At 66.5% G+C, this 14,852-nt stretch carries 17 protein-coding genes; 12 read left to right on the top strand and 5 right to left on the bottom strand.

From position 1 onward, the window contains the following. Positions 1 to 15 precede the first annotated feature (15 nt). From rplI to V3391_RS03315, 4 genes are all read right to left on the bottom strand, one after another. Entirely contained in the window at positions 16 to 468 is a 453-nt protein-coding gene (gene rplI / locus V3391_RS03330) for a 50S ribosomal protein L9 (protein WP_159679047.1), read from the bottom strand. Positions 469 to 554: 86 nt separating this feature from the next. Continuing rightward, on the bottom strand, positions 555 to 785 hold the full coding sequence (gene rpsR / locus V3391_RS03325; RefSeq protein ID WP_096208774.1) for a 30S ribosomal protein S18: 231 nt from the start codon (positions 783 to 785) through the stop codon (positions 555 to 557). Positions 786 to 796: 11 nt separating this feature from the next. Beyond that, positions 797 to 1,234 (bottom strand): 30S ribosomal protein S6, encoded by a 438-nt coding sequence (gene rpsF / locus V3391_RS03320; protein ID WP_232135821.1) that lies wholly within the window; start codon positions 1,232 to 1,234, stop codon positions 797 to 799. Positions 1,235 to 1,642: 408 nt separating this feature from the next. Further along, the gene (locus tag V3391_RS03315; protein ID WP_332076986.1) at positions 1,643 to 2,962 is read right to left on the bottom strand and encodes an MFS transporter; all 1,320 of its coding nucleotides are present in this window, start codon (positions 2,960 to 2,962) and stop codon (positions 1,643 to 1,645) included. 179 nt (positions 2,963 to 3,141) lie between these two features. Here V3391_RS03315 and cyoA point away from each other — a divergent pair, with 179 nt between their 5' ends. Genes cyoA through V3391_RS03290 form a run of 5 tightly spaced genes read left to right on the top strand, consistent with a single transcriptional unit; the run spans position 3,142 to position 8,189 of the window. After that, positions 3,142 to 4,341: a ubiquinol oxidase subunit II gene (gene cyoA, locus V3391_RS03310; RefSeq protein ID WP_332076985.1), complete on the top strand. Its 1,200-nt coding sequence runs from the start codon at positions 3,142 to 3,144 to the stop codon at positions 4,339 to 4,341. A 45-nt stretch (positions 4,342 to 4,386) separates the two neighbouring features. Continuing rightward, positions 4,387 to 6,399 carry a cytochrome o ubiquinol oxidase subunit I gene (gene cyoB / locus V3391_RS03305; protein ID WP_332076984.1) on the top strand — a complete coding sequence of 671 codons (2,013 nt, stop codon included), beginning with the start codon at positions 4,387 to 4,389 and terminating at the stop codon, positions 6,397 to 6,399. Positions 6,400 to 6,401: 2 nt separating this feature from the next. Beyond that, entirely contained in the window at positions 6,402 to 7,055 is a 654-nt protein-coding gene (gene cyoC, locus V3391_RS03300) for a cytochrome o ubiquinol oxidase subunit III (protein WP_332076983.1), read from the top strand. Next, on the top strand, positions 7,052 to 7,435 hold the full coding sequence (gene cyoD, locus V3391_RS03295) for a cytochrome o ubiquinol oxidase subunit IV (protein ID WP_332076982.1): 384 nt from the start codon (positions 7,052 to 7,054) through the stop codon (positions 7,433 to 7,435). The genes cyoC and cyoD overlap by 4 nt, the downstream gene beginning before the upstream one ends. A 13-nt stretch (positions 7,436 to 7,448) precedes the next feature. Continuing rightward, positions 7,449 to 8,189, top strand: coding sequence for an SURF1 family protein (locus V3391_RS03290; RefSeq protein WP_332076981.1), 741 nt, complete (start codon positions 7,449 to 7,451; stop codon positions 8,187 to 8,189). Between the two features lie 374 nt (positions 8,190 to 8,563). Here the strand turns inward: V3391_RS03290 and V3391_RS03285 are convergent, their stop codons facing one another. Further along, the gene (locus V3391_RS03285) at positions 8,564 to 8,899 is read right to left on the bottom strand and encodes a HesB/IscA family protein (protein WP_332076980.1); all 336 of its coding nucleotides are present in this window, start codon (positions 8,897 to 8,899) and stop codon (positions 8,564 to 8,566) included. Between the two features lie 121 nt (positions 8,900 to 9,020). On the opposite strand from V3391_RS03285, the gene asnS reads away from it, so the two are divergent. From asnS to V3391_RS03250, 7 genes are all read left to right on the top strand, one after another. Next, positions 9,021 to 10,418 carry an asparagine--tRNA ligase gene (gene asnS, locus V3391_RS03280; RefSeq protein ID WP_332076979.1) on the top strand — a complete coding sequence of 466 codons (1,398 nt, stop codon included), beginning with the start codon at positions 9,021 to 9,023 and terminating at the stop codon, positions 10,416 to 10,418. A 14-nt stretch (positions 10,419 to 10,432) separates the two neighbouring features. Then, entirely contained in the window at positions 10,433 to 10,735 is a 303-nt protein-coding gene (locus tag V3391_RS03275; RefSeq protein ID WP_332076978.1) for a hypothetical protein, read from the top strand. A 16-nt stretch (positions 10,736 to 10,751) separates the two neighbouring features. Continuing rightward, entirely contained in the window at positions 10,752 to 11,066 is a 315-nt protein-coding gene (locus V3391_RS03270) for a hypothetical protein (RefSeq protein WP_332076977.1), read from the top strand. A gap of 27 nt (positions 11,067 to 11,093) precedes the next feature. After that, a complete protein-coding gene (locus tag V3391_RS03265) occupies positions 11,094 to 11,711 on the top strand; it encodes an FMN-binding negative transcriptional regulator (RefSeq protein WP_332076976.1) in 618 nt (205 codons plus the stop codon). Positions 11,712 to 11,730: 19 nt separating this feature from the next. Then, positions 11,731 to 12,516: an SDR family NAD(P)-dependent oxidoreductase gene (locus tag V3391_RS03260; protein WP_332076975.1), complete on the top strand. Its 786-nt coding sequence runs from the start codon at positions 11,731 to 11,733 to the stop codon at positions 12,514 to 12,516. A 61-nt stretch (positions 12,517 to 12,577) separates the two neighbouring features. Continuing rightward, entirely contained in the window at positions 12,578 to 13,387 is an 810-nt protein-coding gene (locus tag V3391_RS03255; protein WP_332076974.1) for a DNA-formamidopyrimidine glycosylase family protein, read from the top strand. Between the two features lie 31 nt (positions 13,388 to 13,418). Beyond that, on the top strand, positions 13,419 to 14,846 hold the full coding sequence (locus V3391_RS03250; protein WP_332076973.1) for an aldehyde dehydrogenase family protein: 1,428 nt from the start codon (positions 13,419 to 13,421) through the stop codon (positions 14,844 to 14,846). The last annotated feature ends 6 nt before the right edge of the window (positions 14,847 to 14,852 follow it).

Raw genomic sequence — 14,852 nt, 5'->3', positions numbered from 1 at the left:
ACCCGATCCGATGGATCAGGCGACCTCACCTTCGATGACGACCTTGACGGTGGTCTCGGCGTCGGCGTGCAGATGCACCACGACCTCGAACTCGCCGGTGTTGCGGAACGCGCCTTCACCCAGCACGACTTCCGACTTGTTGACCGGCGTGACCGCCTTGGTCAGCGCGTCGGCGATTTCGCGCGGGCCGACCGAGCCGTACAGCTTGCCTTCGGTCGATGCGTTGGCGTAGATCGTGACGCTGGCGCCTTCGAGCTTGGCCAGGCGCTGCTGCGCCTCGTCGAGCTGCGACTGGGCCTTGGCCTCGTACTCGGCGCGACGCGCTTCGAACTCGGCGATGCTCTTCGTGGTGGCCGGCACGGCCTTGCCCTGCGGCACCAGGAAGTTGCGGCCGTAGCCCGGCTTCACGTTGACCTTGTCGCCGAGGTTGCCGAGGTTGGTGACCTTCTGCAGAAGAATCAGTTGCATGGTGTTGCTCCGTATTCGTTAGCGGCGCCGGGGCGCCGCAACGGTTGCTGTCCGAATCGGACGAAAACGCGTGACCCCGGTCGGGATCAGACGTTGTGGTTGTCGGTGTACGGGATCAGCGCGAGGAAACGCGCGCGCTTGACGGCCGTGGCCAGCTGGCGCTGGTAGCGCGACTTCGTACCGGTGATGCGGCTCGGGACGATCTTGCCGTTCTCGGTGAGGTTCTGGCGCAGGGTGTTGAGATCCTTGTAATCGATCTCCTTGACACCTTCGGCGGTGAACTTGCAGAACTTGCGGCGGCGGAAGAACTTGGACATGTGCGTGATCCTCAGGCGGCTTCGGCGGAGTTGTCGGACTTGTCGGCGTCGGCATCATTGCCGCCGACCGAATCGCCGTCGTCGTCACGGCGACGACGCTCGCCACGCTCGGGCTTGTCGCCCTTCTCGTCCTTGTTCTTCATGATCAGGGACTGCTCGGTGTCCGCCTCGTCGCGGCGCACCACCAGGTGACGCAGCACGGCGTCGTTGAAGCGGAACGCTTCGACGAGCTCATCGAGACCGGCCTGGCCGACTTCGATGTTGAACATCACGTAATGGGCCTTGACCAGGTTGTTGATCGGGTAGGCCAGCTGGCGGCGGCCCCAATCTTCAAGGCGGTGGATCTTGCCTTCGGCACCTTCGATCAGCGACTTGTAGCGCTCGATCATCGCGGGCACCTGCTCGCTCTGGTCCGGATGGACCAGGAACACGACTTCATAATGACGCATGTTGGTTTCCTTTCGGATATCGACCGCGCGTTCGCAGCGGCCTGGATAGCCCCCCGGCGCGGCGACGCCGCATGGTGGGGCAAGGGTCTCCCGACGACGGACGCCGCAGGGAGCCGGGCATTCTCACAGAAGCCGCCCGTCCGGGCAAGCAGGCCCGTTTCGTAACGCAGAAAACGGGGTGCGCAGACGCTGCGACATTCGGTCGCAGTCTCACGGACCTGCGCGACGTGGTGAAATGCACGTGCCGGGGCGCAGACCTTTTGATCGCGTCAGCCGGCCGGATCCACACCCTGATCGAGACGCGAGCCGCCAATGCGGCGCCGAGGACCGTTCCCCATGCAAGCGCCCCGCCCCCGCATCACGCACGCCCCCCGCAGGGCGACGTGCGTGTGCGCGAAGCGGCGGCGGTCAGCGCACGGTTTCGAGCGTGCGGCTGAAGGCCAGCGCGGCCAGCGTCACCACCGCGCCCGACAGCAGGTAGTAACCCACGTACTCGAGGCCGAACTTGCTGCACAGGCCCAGGGCCACCAAGGGCGCGAAGCCGGCGCCGACCAGCCAGGCGATGTCGGACGTCACCGCAGCGCCGGTGTAGCGGTAGATGCTCTCGAAGCGCGAGGCGATGGCGTTGCTCGCCTGACCCAGCGACAGGCCCAGCAGCGCGAAGCCGACGATCACGTAGGTGGTACGGCCACCGGTGGTGTCGCTGCCCAGCAGCGGCGCGGCGAAGAAACTGAAGATCGCGATCAGCACGGCGGCGATTGCCAGCTGGCCACGACGGCCCACGCGGTCGGCGAGGATGCCCGAGAGCATGATGCCCAGCCCGCCGACCACCGACCCCATGAACAGGCTGCCCAGGAAGTCCGCGGCGTTGTGATCGGTGTAGAGCGTGGTCCAGCTCAGCGGGAAGATCGTCACCAGGTGGAACATCGCGTAGGTGGCCAGCGGAATCAGCGCGCCGACGAATACCTGGCGGGGATGCGTGCGGATGGTCTCGATCACGCGCCGCGGCTGCAGTTCCTTCTCGTCGAACAGACGCTTGAACTCCGGCGTGACCACCAGACGCAGACGCGCGAACAGTGCGACCACGTTGAGCGCCAGCGCGACGAAGAACGGGAAGCGCCAGCCCCAGGACATGAAGTCTTCCTGGCTCAGCACGCGCGTGAACACATAGAACATGCCGCAGGCGAGCATGAAACCGAGCGCGGCGCCGAGCTGCGGCACCATCGCGTACCAGCCGCGGCGGTTGGCCGGCGCGCTCAGCGACAGCAGCGACGGCAGGCCGTCCCAGGCGCCGCCCCAGCCCAGGCCCTGGCCGAAGCGGAACACCGCCAGCAGCACCGGCGCGAGCATGCCGGCCTGCGCGTAGCTGGGCAGGAACGCGATCGCCATCGTGGAACCGCACAACAGGAACAGCGCGCCGATCAGCTTGGCCGCGCGACTGAAGTTGCGGTCGATCGCCATGAAGATGATCGAGCCGATCGGGCGCGCGATGAAGGCCAGCGAGAACACCGCGAACGATTTGAGCGTCGCCTGCACCGGATCACTGTCGGGAAAGAACAGGTACGGGAACACCAGCACCGCGGCGATGCCGTAGACGAAGAAGTCGAAGAACTCCGACGTCCGCCCCATGACGACGGGAAACGCGATCTTGCCTGGCGAGATGTCCAGGTCGTCGGATTCCGGTGCGTCGTCGAGGCCGGTGGTGGCTTGCTGTGCGTGTTCGCTCATCTGCGCGCTCTCTCCGGTCGTTATGGGGGATAATGCACCGCATTGTGAACCTGAAACGGGCCCGCCAGGCAAGGTGCGCAGCAGCAAGGTCCGGTGCCCCGCTACACCCCCACGCTAATGGCCGCGCCGTAGCGTCTCCGTCAAGTCGTTTTCCTCTCCCGTTGTCGTCGATCCCCCCAATGAAATCCATTCTTCGAGTCTCCGCGCTGCTCCTGGCAGCCATGCTGCTGTCGGGCTGCGACTGGGTCGTGATGTCGCCGGCCGGCGACATCGCCGTCCAGCAGCGCGACCTGATCGTGCTGTCCACGGTCCTGATGCTGCTGATCATCGTGCCGGTGATCTTCCTGACGTTCTTCTTCGCCTGGAAATACCGGGAGTCGAACAAGGACGCGGAGTACGCGCCCGAGTGGCACCACTCCACCCGTCTGGAACTCGTGATCTGGTCGGCGCCGCTGGCGATCATCCTCGTGCTCGGCACGGTGACCTGGATCGCGACGCACAAGCTCGATCCGTATCGTCCGCTCGACCGTATCGACGCGAACACGCCGATGCCCGAAGGCATCGAGCCGCTGGTGGTCGAAGTGGTCGCGATCGACTGGAAGTGGCTGTTCTTCTATCCCGAACAGGGCATCGCCACGATCAATGAGCTGGCTGCGCCGGTGAACACGCCGATCCAGTTCAAGCTCACGTCCTCGTCGATCATGAACTCGTTCTTCGTGCCGGCACTCGCGGGCCAGATCTACGCGATGCCGGGCATGCAGACCAACCTCAACGCCGTCATCAACAAGGAAGGCGTCTACAAGGGCTTCTCCGGCAACTTCAGCGGCGACGGCTTCTCGCACATGCACTTCAACTTCCATGGCCTGAGCCAGGACGGTTTCGATGCATGGGTGGAGAAGGCGCGCGCCGAAGGCGTGGCGCTGGGCCGCGAGGAGTATCTGGTGCTCGAGCGTCCGTCGGAACGCGAGCCGGTGCGCTATTTCAACGACGTCGACCCGTCGCTGTACGAGGCGATCCTCAACATGTGCGTCGCGCCCGGTTCGATGTGCGTGCACGAGATGGTGCACATCGACCGCAGCGGCGGCGGTGGCGTGGACAGCCAGGCCAACTACGACCGCCTGCGCTACGACAACCGCCATGCGGACGAACCGTCCGCGGCGCCTGCCGCGACGTTCCCGGAAGCGGGCCGCGAGGCACGTGGCGACGAGCCGCAGGGCCACCAGCCGCGCGCCGTGTCGCCGGAAGAAGAGACGCCGGTCCCGACGCCGACCAACGAGGACGACGACGAAGGCGTGAAGCCGATTCCGGCGGGCCAAGAGCCGCAGCAGGAAGGCGCACCCGGCAAGCCGGACAACGATGGCGGCCGGACCGGCCGCTGATCGTCCGCACCGCACACAAGCAATCAAGTACCAGGCAGGAACCCCATGTCCGCACCCCAGGACCAGATCAACTCACCGTGGATCGGGCGACTCTCGCTCGATGCACTGCCGTTTCTCCATGACCCCGTCGTGGGCGTCACCTTCGTCGGCGTCGTGCTGGGCGGTATCGCCCTGCTCTTCCTGCTGACCAAGTACCGCCTGTGGGGGTACCTGTGGAAGGAATGGTTCACCAGCATCGACCACAAGAAGATCGGCATCATGTATTGCATCCTCGCAATCGTGATGCTGCTGCGCGGCTTCTCCGATGCGGTGCTGATGCGCGCGCACCAGGCGATGGCGGCGAGCGGCAGCGAGGGCTTCCTGCCACCGCACCACTACGATCAGATCTTCACCGCGCACGGCGTGATCATGATCTTCTTCGTGGCCATGCCGCTGGTGACGGGCCTGATGAACTACGTGGTGCCGCTGCAGATCGGCGCGCGTGACGTCTCGTTCCCGTTCCTCAACAACTTCAGCTTCTGGATGACCACCGCGGGCGCGGTGCTGATCATGATCTCGCTGTTCGTCGGCGAGTTCGCGCGCACCGGCTGGCTGGCGTATCCGCCGCTGTCGGGCGCCGATTACAGTCCGGGCACAGGCATGGACTACTACCTGTGGGGTCTACAGGTGGCGGGCGTGGGTACCACGCTGTCGGGCATCAACCTGATCGTGACCATCGTCAAGATGCGCGCGCCGGGCATGAAGCTGATGCGCATGCCGATCTTCACCTGGACCTCGCTCTGCACCAACATCCTGATCGTCGCCTCGTTCCCGATCCTGACGGCGACGCTGGCGCTGCTGACGATGGACCGCTACGTCGGCACGAACTTCTTCACGAACGATCTCGGCGGCAATCCGATGATGTACGTGAACCTGATCTGGATCTGGGGTCACCCGGAAGTCTATATCCTGATCCTGCCGGCCTTCGGCATCTTCTCCGAGGTCGTCGCGACGTACTGCGGCAAGCGCCTGTTCGGCTACACGTCGATGGTCTATGCGACCGCGGTGATCACGATCCTGTCGTACCTGGTGTGGCTGCACCACTTCTTCACCATGGGCTCGGGCGCGAGCGTCAATGCGTTCTTCGGCATCACGACGATGATCATCTCGATCCCGACGGGCGCGAAGATCTTCAATTGGCTCTTCACCATGTACAAGGGCCGCATCCGCTTCGACGTGCCGATGCTGTGGACGGTCGGTTTCATGTTCACCTTCGTCATCGGTGGCATGACCGGCGTGCTGCTGGCAGTGCCGCCGGCGGACTTCGTGCTGCACAACAGCCTGTTCCTGGTCGCGCACTTCCACAATGTCATCATCGGCGGCGTGGTCTTCGGCCTGTTCGCTGGCATGGTGTACTGGTTCCCGAAGGCCTTCGGCTTCAAGCTCGACGAGTTCTGGGGCAAGGTCTCGTTCTGGTGCTGGCTGGTCGGTTTCTGGCTCGCGTTCACCCCCCTCTACATCATGGGCCTGATGGGCATCACCCGCCGTCTGAGCCAGTTCGAGGACACCTCGCTGTCGCTGTTCTTCATCATCGCGGCGGTCGGCGCGGCGCTGGTGGGCATCGGCATCCTGGCCTTCCTGATGTCGATCGCGGTCGCGGTGAAGAACCGCAAGAAGCTGGCCGACACCACGGGCGATCCGTGGAACGGCCGCACGCTGGAATGGGCGACCTCGTCGCCGCCGCCGAGCTACAACTTCGCGTTCACCCCGGTCATCCACGAGATCGATGCGTGGAATGACATGAAGAAGCACGGCTACCAGCGTCCGACGACCGGCTTCGTGCCGATCCACATGCCCAAGAACACGGGTGCGGGCGTGGTGCTGTCGGCGATCAGCGTGGTCCTGGCCTTCGGCCTGGTGTGGCACATCTGGTGGCTGGCCGGCGTGTCGTTCGTGGGTCTGATCGTCGCGGCGATCTGGCACACCTTCAACTACGACCGCGAGTTCTACATCCCGGCCCAGGAAGTGACGGACACCGAGGACCAACGGACGCGCGAACTCGCGCAGCAGGCGCTCTGAACATGGCACACACGATTCAAACCGAGAGCGGGACTACCGAACGCGTCTATCACGTGATCGAGGATCCGCACGCCCACGACGACGGGCACGAGCACCATCCCGAAACCGGCACTAACCTCGGTTTCTGGATGTACCTGATGAGCGACTGCCTCATCTTCGCGATCCTGTTCGCCGTCCACGCCGTGCTCGGCCGCAACTACGCGGCCGGCCCGTCGCCGGCCGACCTGTTCGACCTGAAGCTGATCCTGGTCGCGACGTTCATGCTGCTGTTCTCGTCGATCACCTACGGGTTCGCGATGCTGAACTCGTACAAGCAGAACGTGCGCGGCACGATCATCTGGCTGCTCGTCACGGGCCTGTTCGGCCTGGCGTTCCTGTGCATCGAGCTCTACGAGTTCCACCACCTGGCGCACCTGGGTGCGACGCCGCAACGCAGCGCGTTCCTGTCGTCGTTCTTCACCCTGGTCGGCACGCACGGATTGCACGTGACCTTCGGCCTGATCTGGCTGGTGACGCTGGTGTTCCAGCTGAAGAAGCACGGCCTCAATGCCGCCAACAACCGTCGCCTGATGTGCCTGTCGATGTTCTGGCACTTCCTCGACGTGATCTGGATCGGCGTGTTCTCGTATGTGTACCTGATGGGAGTCGTGGGATGAGCACCGAAACCAACCACCACGCCGCCCACGAGTCGGCGCACGACGCGCACGGCCACGGCAGCATGCGCGACTACGTGATCGGCTTCGTGCTGTCGGTCATCCTCACCGTGATCCCGTTCTGGCTGGTCATGGGTGAGGTGCTGGAGAGCCGCGTCTGGACGGTCGCGCTGATCATGCTCTTCGGCGCGATCCAGATCGTCGTGCACATGGTCTACTTCCTGCACATGAACCGGAAATCGGAAGGCGGCTGGATACTGATGTCGCTGCTGTTCACCGGCATCATCATCGTCATCGCGCTGGTGGGATCGCTGTGGGTCATGCACCACCTCGACGCCAACATGATGCCGATGTCGCCCGAGCAGATGCGCGTCGCCCCCTGACGCGCGCCCTGTCGTGAGCGAAGCACCCCGCGCCGCCGCACGTCCGGTCATCCGCTGGGCGCTGCTGGTCTTCCTGATCGCCGCCACCGTGGGCTTCATCGCCCTCGGTGTGTGGCAGGTGGAACGGCTGGAATGGAAGCGCGATCTGATCGCACGCGTCGATGCACGCGTGCACGCGACGCCGGCGCCTGTGCCGGCGTCGTCGTTCCGGTCCGCGCTCGATCCCGCCGAGGACGAGTACCGCCGCGTCACCGCCACCGGCCGTCTGCTGCACACGCAGGAAGTCGCGGTATACGCGACGACCGAACGCGGCCCCGGCTACTGGATCATGACCCCGCTGGTCACCGGCGACGGCACCGTCTGGATCAACCGCGGCTACGTCGACAACGCCCATCGCGCCCGCGAAACCCGCGCCCGACAAGACGATTCCGAGACGGTCACCGTCACCGGCCTGCTGCGCATGCCCGAGCAGCACGGCGTATTCCTGCGCGCGAATGTGCCGGACGAAGACCGCTGGTACACCCGCGCGCCGGCGGAGTTCTCGGCCGCGCGCAATGTCGACGGCGTGGTCGCCCCGTTCTTCATCGACGCCCAGGACCGCATCGACACCGGCAACTGGCCGGTGCCGGGCCTGACGATGGTGCAGTTCCGCAACAACCACCTCAGCTACGCGCTGACCTGGTTCGGCATGGCGCTGCTGGGTCTGCTGGCGACGGGCTTCGTGCTGCGGAGCGAGTTCCGGCGGAAGCGGTAGATCTTCGATTTTTCCGAAGATGTGCGTCGCGCGGCTCTATATCGGTGCGATCGTCGACCCTCACCCCAACCCCTCTCCCGGAGGGAGAGGGGCTCGTATTTTGGGGCGCGTCCTGATGTGCGGATTCGCACGCAGATGCAGAACTGCTCGAAGCTTGTGGGAAGCCTGACGCTTGAGCCCCTCTCCCCCCCGGGAGAGGGGTTGGGGTGAGGGCAGCCGGTAGACGCACGCGATCCGTCCACCGCTTCGAAACGGAAAAAAAATGCGTGCCCGATATCAACGCGAGACCGCCCTACTCCGCCACAGCGAAGCAGGCAGCCCGTATCACCCCAAAGTAAGCAAAGCGGACGCGCACCCGCCTCAGCAGCACCCGATTACTTCGTCGGATCCGTCGTGAAACTTTCGCCACATCCGCAAGCGGCAGCCGCGTTCGGGTTGCGGAACACGAATTCCTGGCTCAAGCCCTTCTGCGCGAAGTCGATCTCGGTGCCGTCGACGATCGGCTGGCTCTGCGCATCGACATAGATGCGCACGCCTTCGTGCTCGCTGATCGCATCGCCCGGCTGTTCCTCGCGGGCGATGTCGACGACGTAACCCCAGCCCGAACAACCGGTCTTGGTGACGCCGAAGCGCAGACCGAGGGCGTCGGGGCTGGCCGCCAGGAAGCGGCGGGCGCGTTCGAGGGCGGCGGGGGCGAGTGCGATGGCCATGACGTGATTGTACTCCCGTGGACCCGAACGCCCGCTGGCGCCCGGAGGCGCCGGCGCGCAGGCCGGCTCCGGTAGACTGTGCTGCCGCGTGTTATCGGACCGGATTACCAGGATTCAAGGCATGACCACGATCAGCGTCCAACAGGCCCTTGCCGGGCACATTCCAGAAGGCGGCGAAGTCACCGTCCGTGGCTGGGTCCGTACCCGCCGTGATTCGAAGGCGGGGCTGAGCTTCGTCAACGTCAGCGACGGTTCGTGCTTCGCGCCGATCCAGGTCGTCGCACCGGACGCGCTGGGTAATTACGAATCCGAAATCAAGCGCCTGACCGCAGGTTGCTCGGTCATCGCCACCGGCACGCTGGTGAAGTCGCAGGGCCAGGGCCAGAGCTTCGAGATCCAGGCGCAGTCGCTGGAAGTCGTCGGCTGGGTCGAGGATCCGGAAACCTATCCGATCCAGCCCAAGGCGCATTCGCTGGAGTTCCTGCGCGAGGTCGCCCACCTGCGCCCGCGCACGAACCTGTTCGGCGCGGTCACGCGTATCCGCCACTGCCTGGCGCAGGCGGCGCACCGCTATTTCCACGAGAACGGCTACTACTGGATCAACACGCCGATCGTGACCACGTCCGACGCCGAAGGCGCGGGCCAGATGTTCCGCATCTCGACACTCGACCTGGCGAACCTGCCGATGCGCGAGGGCAAGGTCGATTTCAGCCGCGACTTCTTCGGCAAGGAAGCGTTCCTCACCGTGTCCGGCCAGCTCAACGTCGAGGCCTACTGCCTCGCCATGAGCAAGGTCTACACCTTCGGCCCGACCTTCCGCGCCGAGAACAGCCACACCACGCGGCATCTGGCCGAGTTCTGGATGATCGAGCCGGAGATCGCGTTCGCCGATCTCGCCGAGAACGCGCGCATCTCCGAGGAATTCCTCAAGTACCTGTTCCGCGCGGTGCTCGACGAGCGCGCCGACGACATGGCCTTCATTGCCGAGCGCGTGCAGAAGGACGCGATCACGCGCCTGGAAGCGTTCGTCAATGCGCCGTTCGAGCGCATCGAATACACCGACGCGGTGGAACTGCTGCGCAAGTCCGGGCACAAGTTCGAGTTCCCGGTCGAATGGGGGCTGGACCTGCAGACCGAGCACGAGCGCTGGCTGACCGAGCAGCACGTCGGTCGCCCGGTCGTGGTGACCAACTACCCCGAGCACATCAAGGCGTTCTACATGCGCCTCAACGACGACGGCAAGACCGTCGCGGCGATGGACGTGCTGGCGCCGGGCATCGGCGAGATCATCGGCGGCGCGCAGCGCGAGGAACGTCTCGACGTGCTCGATGCGCGCATGGACCAGTTCGGCCTCGATCGCGAGCACTATGGCTGGTACCGCGATTTCCGCCGTTATGGCACCGTGCCGCATGCCGGTTTCGGTCTCGGCTTCGAGCGCCTGATCGTCTACATCTGCGGCCTGTCGAACATCCGCGACGCGATTCCGTATCCGCGCGCGCCGGGGCAGGCGGAGTACTGAGGCGCGTTGCTCCCGTGACCCTCTTCCTCGCCCTGTGTTTCTTCGGCGTCGCGATCGGCGGATTCACCGCGTTCGTGATCTTCTGGCCGTTGTCGCTGGTGCATCTGCGCGACCGCCATCCGCAGGTCCGCGGCCGCTTCGGCGAGAACGCGTTCGTGCAACCCGCGGCGCTGCGCTGGCTGCTCGCGGGTGCCTATCGCGAAGTGCCGGACCGGCAGTTCACCGGGCTGGCGACGCCGGCCCGCATCTCGTTGATGGTGATCCTCGGCGCACTCGCGGCTTCGGCCGTGCTGTGGCTGTGGTCGATCGCCCCCTGACCCGGAGCTCCCTGCCATGACCCACGACTCCACGTCCCAGGACCGGTGGTGGCTCGCGTCCATCGCCCGCACCGTGATCTGGGCGCGCCTGCGCGTACGCGAGGCCGGTGTCGCCGAAGTGCTCGACAGCGACGGCAATACGCTCGTCTACGACAGCGAGGACACCGCGCGCAGCATGCTGCTCGATGCGGAATTCGTCGAATGGGACGGGCTCGACCCCGAGGACGCGCTCGCGCGCGGCTTCGCGCTCGACGAGATCGCACCGCCGCAGGCCGACGACGACGCACAGCTGCGCGACCGCATGGTGCAGTCGCTCGGCAAGCGCGCCTGAGCCTGCACACCGGACACGCGGCAGACGATGTACACGCCCCGCGCTTTCGCCGTCGATGACCTGCAGGCGCTGGATGCATTGTTCGCGCGCGACGCCTTCGTCACGCTGCTGACGACCGGTGCCGACGGCGCGCCGCTCGCCAGCCAGCTGCCGGTGCTCTACCGCCGCGACGGCGACAGGCTGCACGTCGAAGGCCATTGGGCGCGACCGAATCCACAGGCGTCGCACGACGGTCCGGCGCTGATGATCGTTCACGGTCCGCACGCCTACGTGTCGCCGGGCTGGTATCCGGACAAGATCGAAGCCGCGCGCGTGCCGACCTGGAACTACGCCACCGCGCATCTGCGTGGCCGGCTCGAATGCTTCGACGACGAGGCTGCGCTGGCCGATCTCGTCGCGCGCACCAGTGACGTCTTCGAGGCCCGCATCGGCGGCGACTGGCGCTTCGAGCCCGATGACGATAGCCAGCGCCGGCAGCTGCGCGGCATCGTCGGCTTCCGTTTCCACGTCGACGTGATCGAGATCAAGCACAAGCTCAGCCAGAACCATCCGGCCGCCAACCGCAGCGCGGTCGCCGATGCGCTGTCCGGCGGTGACACGAACGCCCGCGAGATCGCCGCGATGATGCGCGCGATCGCATCCTGATTCCGCACCGGAGCCCCGCATGGACCTCGATCTCACCGGCCGCCACGCCCTCGTCTGCGGCGCTTCAGAAGGCATCGGCCGCGCCACCGCGCACGAACTCGCCCAGCTCGGCGCACACGTGACCGTGCTCGCGCGCCGCGCGGATGCGCTACAGGCCGTGGTCGACGCGTTGCCTACGGCGCAGAGCCAGACGCATCACGCGCTCGCCGTCGACATGGACGACTCTGCTGCCCTGCAGGCCGCCATCGCCGCGCACGTCGCCGCGCACCCGATGCAGATCCTGGTCAACAACACCGGCGGTCCCGCCGGCGGCACCGCGCACGAAGCGCCGCTCGACGCATTCGAGGCCGCGTTCCGCCGTCATCTGATCGGCGGCCAGGTACTGGTGCAGGCCGTGCTGCCCGCGATGCGCGCCGCGAAGTGGGGCCGCATCGTCAACGTGGTCTCGACGTCCGTGCGCGAACCCATTGCCGGTCTGGGCGTGTCGAACACGGTGCGCGGCGCGGTCGCCAGCTGGGCCAAGACGCTGTCGCGCGAACTCGCGCCCGACGGCATCACCGTCAACAACGTGCTGCCGGGCTACACCCGCACCGGCCGCATCGACCAGGTGGTCGCGGATCGCATCCGTCGCACCGGCCAGGACGCAGATACGGTGCTCGCGTCGATGCGCGCCAGCGTGCCCGCCGGACGCTTCGCGGAAGCCTCGGAGACCGCCGGTGTCATCGCGTTCCTGTGTGCGCCGGCGGCGGGCTACGTCACCGGCGTGAGCCTGCCGGTCGATGGCGGGCGAATGGCGTCGATCTGAGCGGCGCCCGCGCGTCGCGAATGTCACGACGCCGCGACGCGTCCGTTGCTTCGATGCGGCGATGCCCGAAGGTCCCGAAACCCACGCACTCGCCGATCGCCTGTCGACCCTGCTCGTCGACGAGACGCTGACGTATGTGCGCTCCATCGATCCCGCGTTGCAGCGCCGGCGCGGCCTGCTCGAAGGCCAGCGCGTGCTCGCGGTGGAGGCACGCGGCAAGGCGCTGCTGACCGCCGTTGAAGACGGCTGGACGCTGTACACGCACAGCCATCTGTTCGGCTTCTGGCGTTTCGTCGAAGACCTCGAGTCCCTGCCCGACGGCGCGCCGCCGCGGCTGGTGCTGGCGACCGTGCGCGGTGTCGCCGCACTGTACGCCGCGCCGTCAATCTCGCTGTGGCGTACCGACGAGCTCGGCACGCAACCGTATCTGTCGAAGCTCGGCCCGGACGTGCTCGACCCCGCGGTCGACGCGAAGGCGTTGCTCGCGCACATGCGCACACCCCGTTTCGCCCGGCGCACCCTGGCCATGCTGCTGCTCGACCAGGGATTCGCGGCCGGCATGGGCAACTACCTGCGCTCGGAGGTGCTCTTCAAGGCGAAGCTCGCGCCGTACCGGCTGCTGCAGGACCTCACGACCGGGGAGCGGCGCCGCCTCGCCAACGCGTTGCTCGACGTGCCGCGGCGCGCGTATCGCGCCAAGCACGACGATGCGCTGCCGCCGGGCAAGGACTACCTCGCGAAGACCCGCGCGCAATTCGGCTTCGAGGTCTTCGAGCGCAAGGGTGATCCCTGCCCGCGCGGTGACGGCCGCATCGTCGAGGAACGTCTGGCCGGACGCCGTCTGTACTGGTGCAAGGGCTGCCAGACCTGAGCGGTCTTGACGCCTCGGGTAAGCTGGCGACATGCAACGGCTGACGCACTGGATCGATGGCGCTGCGCGCGCACCCGGCCGGGACCACTGGCTGCCGGTGCACGAGCCGGCGACCGGCCGTATCTACGCGGAAGTCGCCGCCGGTGATGCTGCCGATATCGACGCCGCGATCAACGCCGCCGCCCGCGCTGCGCCCGCCTGGGTCGCATTGCCGAACAGCGCGCGCTCGGTCTGGCTCGAAACGCTCGCCGCGGCGCTCGAAGCCCGGATCGACGATTTCGCCCACGCCGAGGCCCGGGATGGCGGCAAGCCCTTCGCCCTCGCCCGCGATGCCGAGATCCCGCGCGCGGTCGCCAACCTGCGTTTCTTCGCGCATGCGGCCACGCAGTTCGCCAGCGAATCGCATCACGGCGAAGCCGGCCTGAACTACACGCTGCGCGCGCCGCTGGGCGTGGTCGCGGCGATCTCGCCGTGGAATCTGCCGCTGTACCTGTTCACCTGGAAAATCGCGCCCGCGCTCGCGGCCGGCAATACGGTCGTCGCGAAACCTTCGGAGATCACGCCGGCGAGCGCGTCGCTGCTGGCGACGCTGTCGGGAGAGATCGGTCTGCCGCCGGGTGTGCTCAACGTCGTGCACGGCATCGGCGCCGACGTCGGCGATGCACTGATCGACGATCCGCGCGTGCGCGCGGTGTCGTTCACCGGCAGTACCGCGGTGGGTCGTCGGATCGGGGCGCGTACCGGCGCGCAGCTGAAGAAGGCCTCGCTCGAACTCGGCGGCAAGAACGCGACGCTGGTGTTCGCCGACAGCGACTGGGAATCGCAGCTCGCCACCCTGGTGCGCTCGGCCTTCCAGAACGCCGGGCAGATCTGCCTGTGCGGCTCGCGCATTCTCGTCGAACGCAGCATCTACGCGAATTTTCGCGAGCGCTTCGTCGCCGAAGTGCTTGCGCTGCAGGTCGGCGATCCGATGGATCCCGACGCGCGCATGGGCCCGCTGGTGTCGCAGGCGCACCACGACAAGGTGCTCGCCGCGATCACGCGCGCCCGCGAGGAGGGCGGCCGCGTGCTGTGCGGCGGCCATGCGCTGGAGCGGCCCGGCTGGTTCATCGCGCCCACCGTCATCGACGGTCTCGGGTCGGACTGCGCGACCAACCGAGAGGAAATCTTCGGGCCGGTGGTCACGCTGCAGCCCTTCGACGACGATGCGAACGCACTCGCGCTCGCGAACGCTGGCGACTACGGCCTGTCTGCCGCCATCTGGACACGCGACCTGACCCGCGCGCACCGCCTCGCCGCGGCGCTGCACGTGGGCATGGTCTGGATCAACACCTGGCTGATGCGCGACCTGCGCACGCCCTTCGGCGGCACCGGCGCATCCGGTCTCGGGCGCGAGGGCGGCATGGAAGCGATGCGTTTCTTCACCGAGCCGAAGAACGTCGGCCTGTCTCTGGGATAATCGCAA

Source organism: Luteimonas flava (assembly GCF_036584485.1).
GTDB classification, from domain to species: domain Bacteria; phylum Pseudomonadota; class Gammaproteobacteria; order Xanthomonadales; family Xanthomonadaceae; genus Luteimonas; species Luteimonas flava.
This window is presented reverse-complemented; position numbering and strand designations above follow the sequence as displayed.

Excerpts from the sequence above, each read along its gene's own strand:
- rplI (WP_159679047.1), bottom strand. The coding sequence starts at position 468 with ATGCAACTGATTCTTCTGCAGAAGGTCACCAACCTCGGCAACCTCGGC.
- rpsR (WP_096208774.1), bottom strand. The coding sequence starts at position 785 with ATGTCCAAGTTCTTCCGCCGCCGCAAGTTCTGCAAGTTCACCGCCGAA.
- rpsF (WP_232135821.1), bottom strand. The coding sequence starts at position 1,234 with ATGCGTCATTATGAAGTCGTGTTCCTGGTCCATCCGGACCAGAGCGAG.
- V3391_RS03315 (WP_332076986.1), bottom strand. The coding sequence starts at position 2,962 with ATGAGCGAACACGCACAGCAAGCCACCACCGGCCTCGACGACGCACCG.
- cyoA (WP_332076985.1), top strand. The coding sequence starts at position 3,142 with ATGAAATCCATTCTTCGAGTCTCCGCGCTGCTCCTGGCAGCCATGCTG.
- cyoB (WP_332076984.1), top strand. The coding sequence starts at position 4,387 with ATGTCCGCACCCCAGGACCAGATCAACTCACCGTGGATCGGGCGACTC.
- cyoC (WP_332076983.1), top strand. The coding sequence starts at position 6,402 with ATGGCACACACGATTCAAACCGAGAGCGGGACTACCGAACGCGTCTAT.
- cyoD (WP_332076982.1), top strand. The coding sequence starts at position 7,052 with ATGAGCACCGAAACCAACCACCACGCCGCCCACGAGTCGGCGCACGAC.
- V3391_RS03285 (WP_332076980.1), bottom strand. The coding sequence starts at position 8,899 with ATGGCCATCGCACTCGCCCCCGCCGCCCTCGAACGCGCCCGCCGCTTC.
- asnS (WP_332076979.1), top strand. The coding sequence starts at position 9,021 with ATGACCACGATCAGCGTCCAACAGGCCCTTGCCGGGCACATTCCAGAA.
- V3391_RS03270 (WP_332076977.1), top strand. The coding sequence starts at position 10,752 with ATGACCCACGACTCCACGTCCCAGGACCGGTGGTGGCTCGCGTCCATC.
- V3391_RS03265 (WP_332076976.1), top strand. The coding sequence starts at position 11,094 with ATGTACACGCCCCGCGCTTTCGCCGTCGATGACCTGCAGGCGCTGGAT.
- V3391_RS03260 (WP_332076975.1), top strand. The coding sequence starts at position 11,731 with ATGGACCTCGATCTCACCGGCCGCCACGCCCTCGTCTGCGGCGCTTCA.
- V3391_RS03255 (WP_332076974.1), top strand. The coding sequence starts at position 12,578 with ATGCCCGAAGGTCCCGAAACCCACGCACTCGCCGATCGCCTGTCGACC.
- V3391_RS03250 (WP_332076973.1), top strand. The coding sequence starts at position 13,419 with ATGCAACGGCTGACGCACTGGATCGATGGCGCTGCGCGCGCACCCGGC.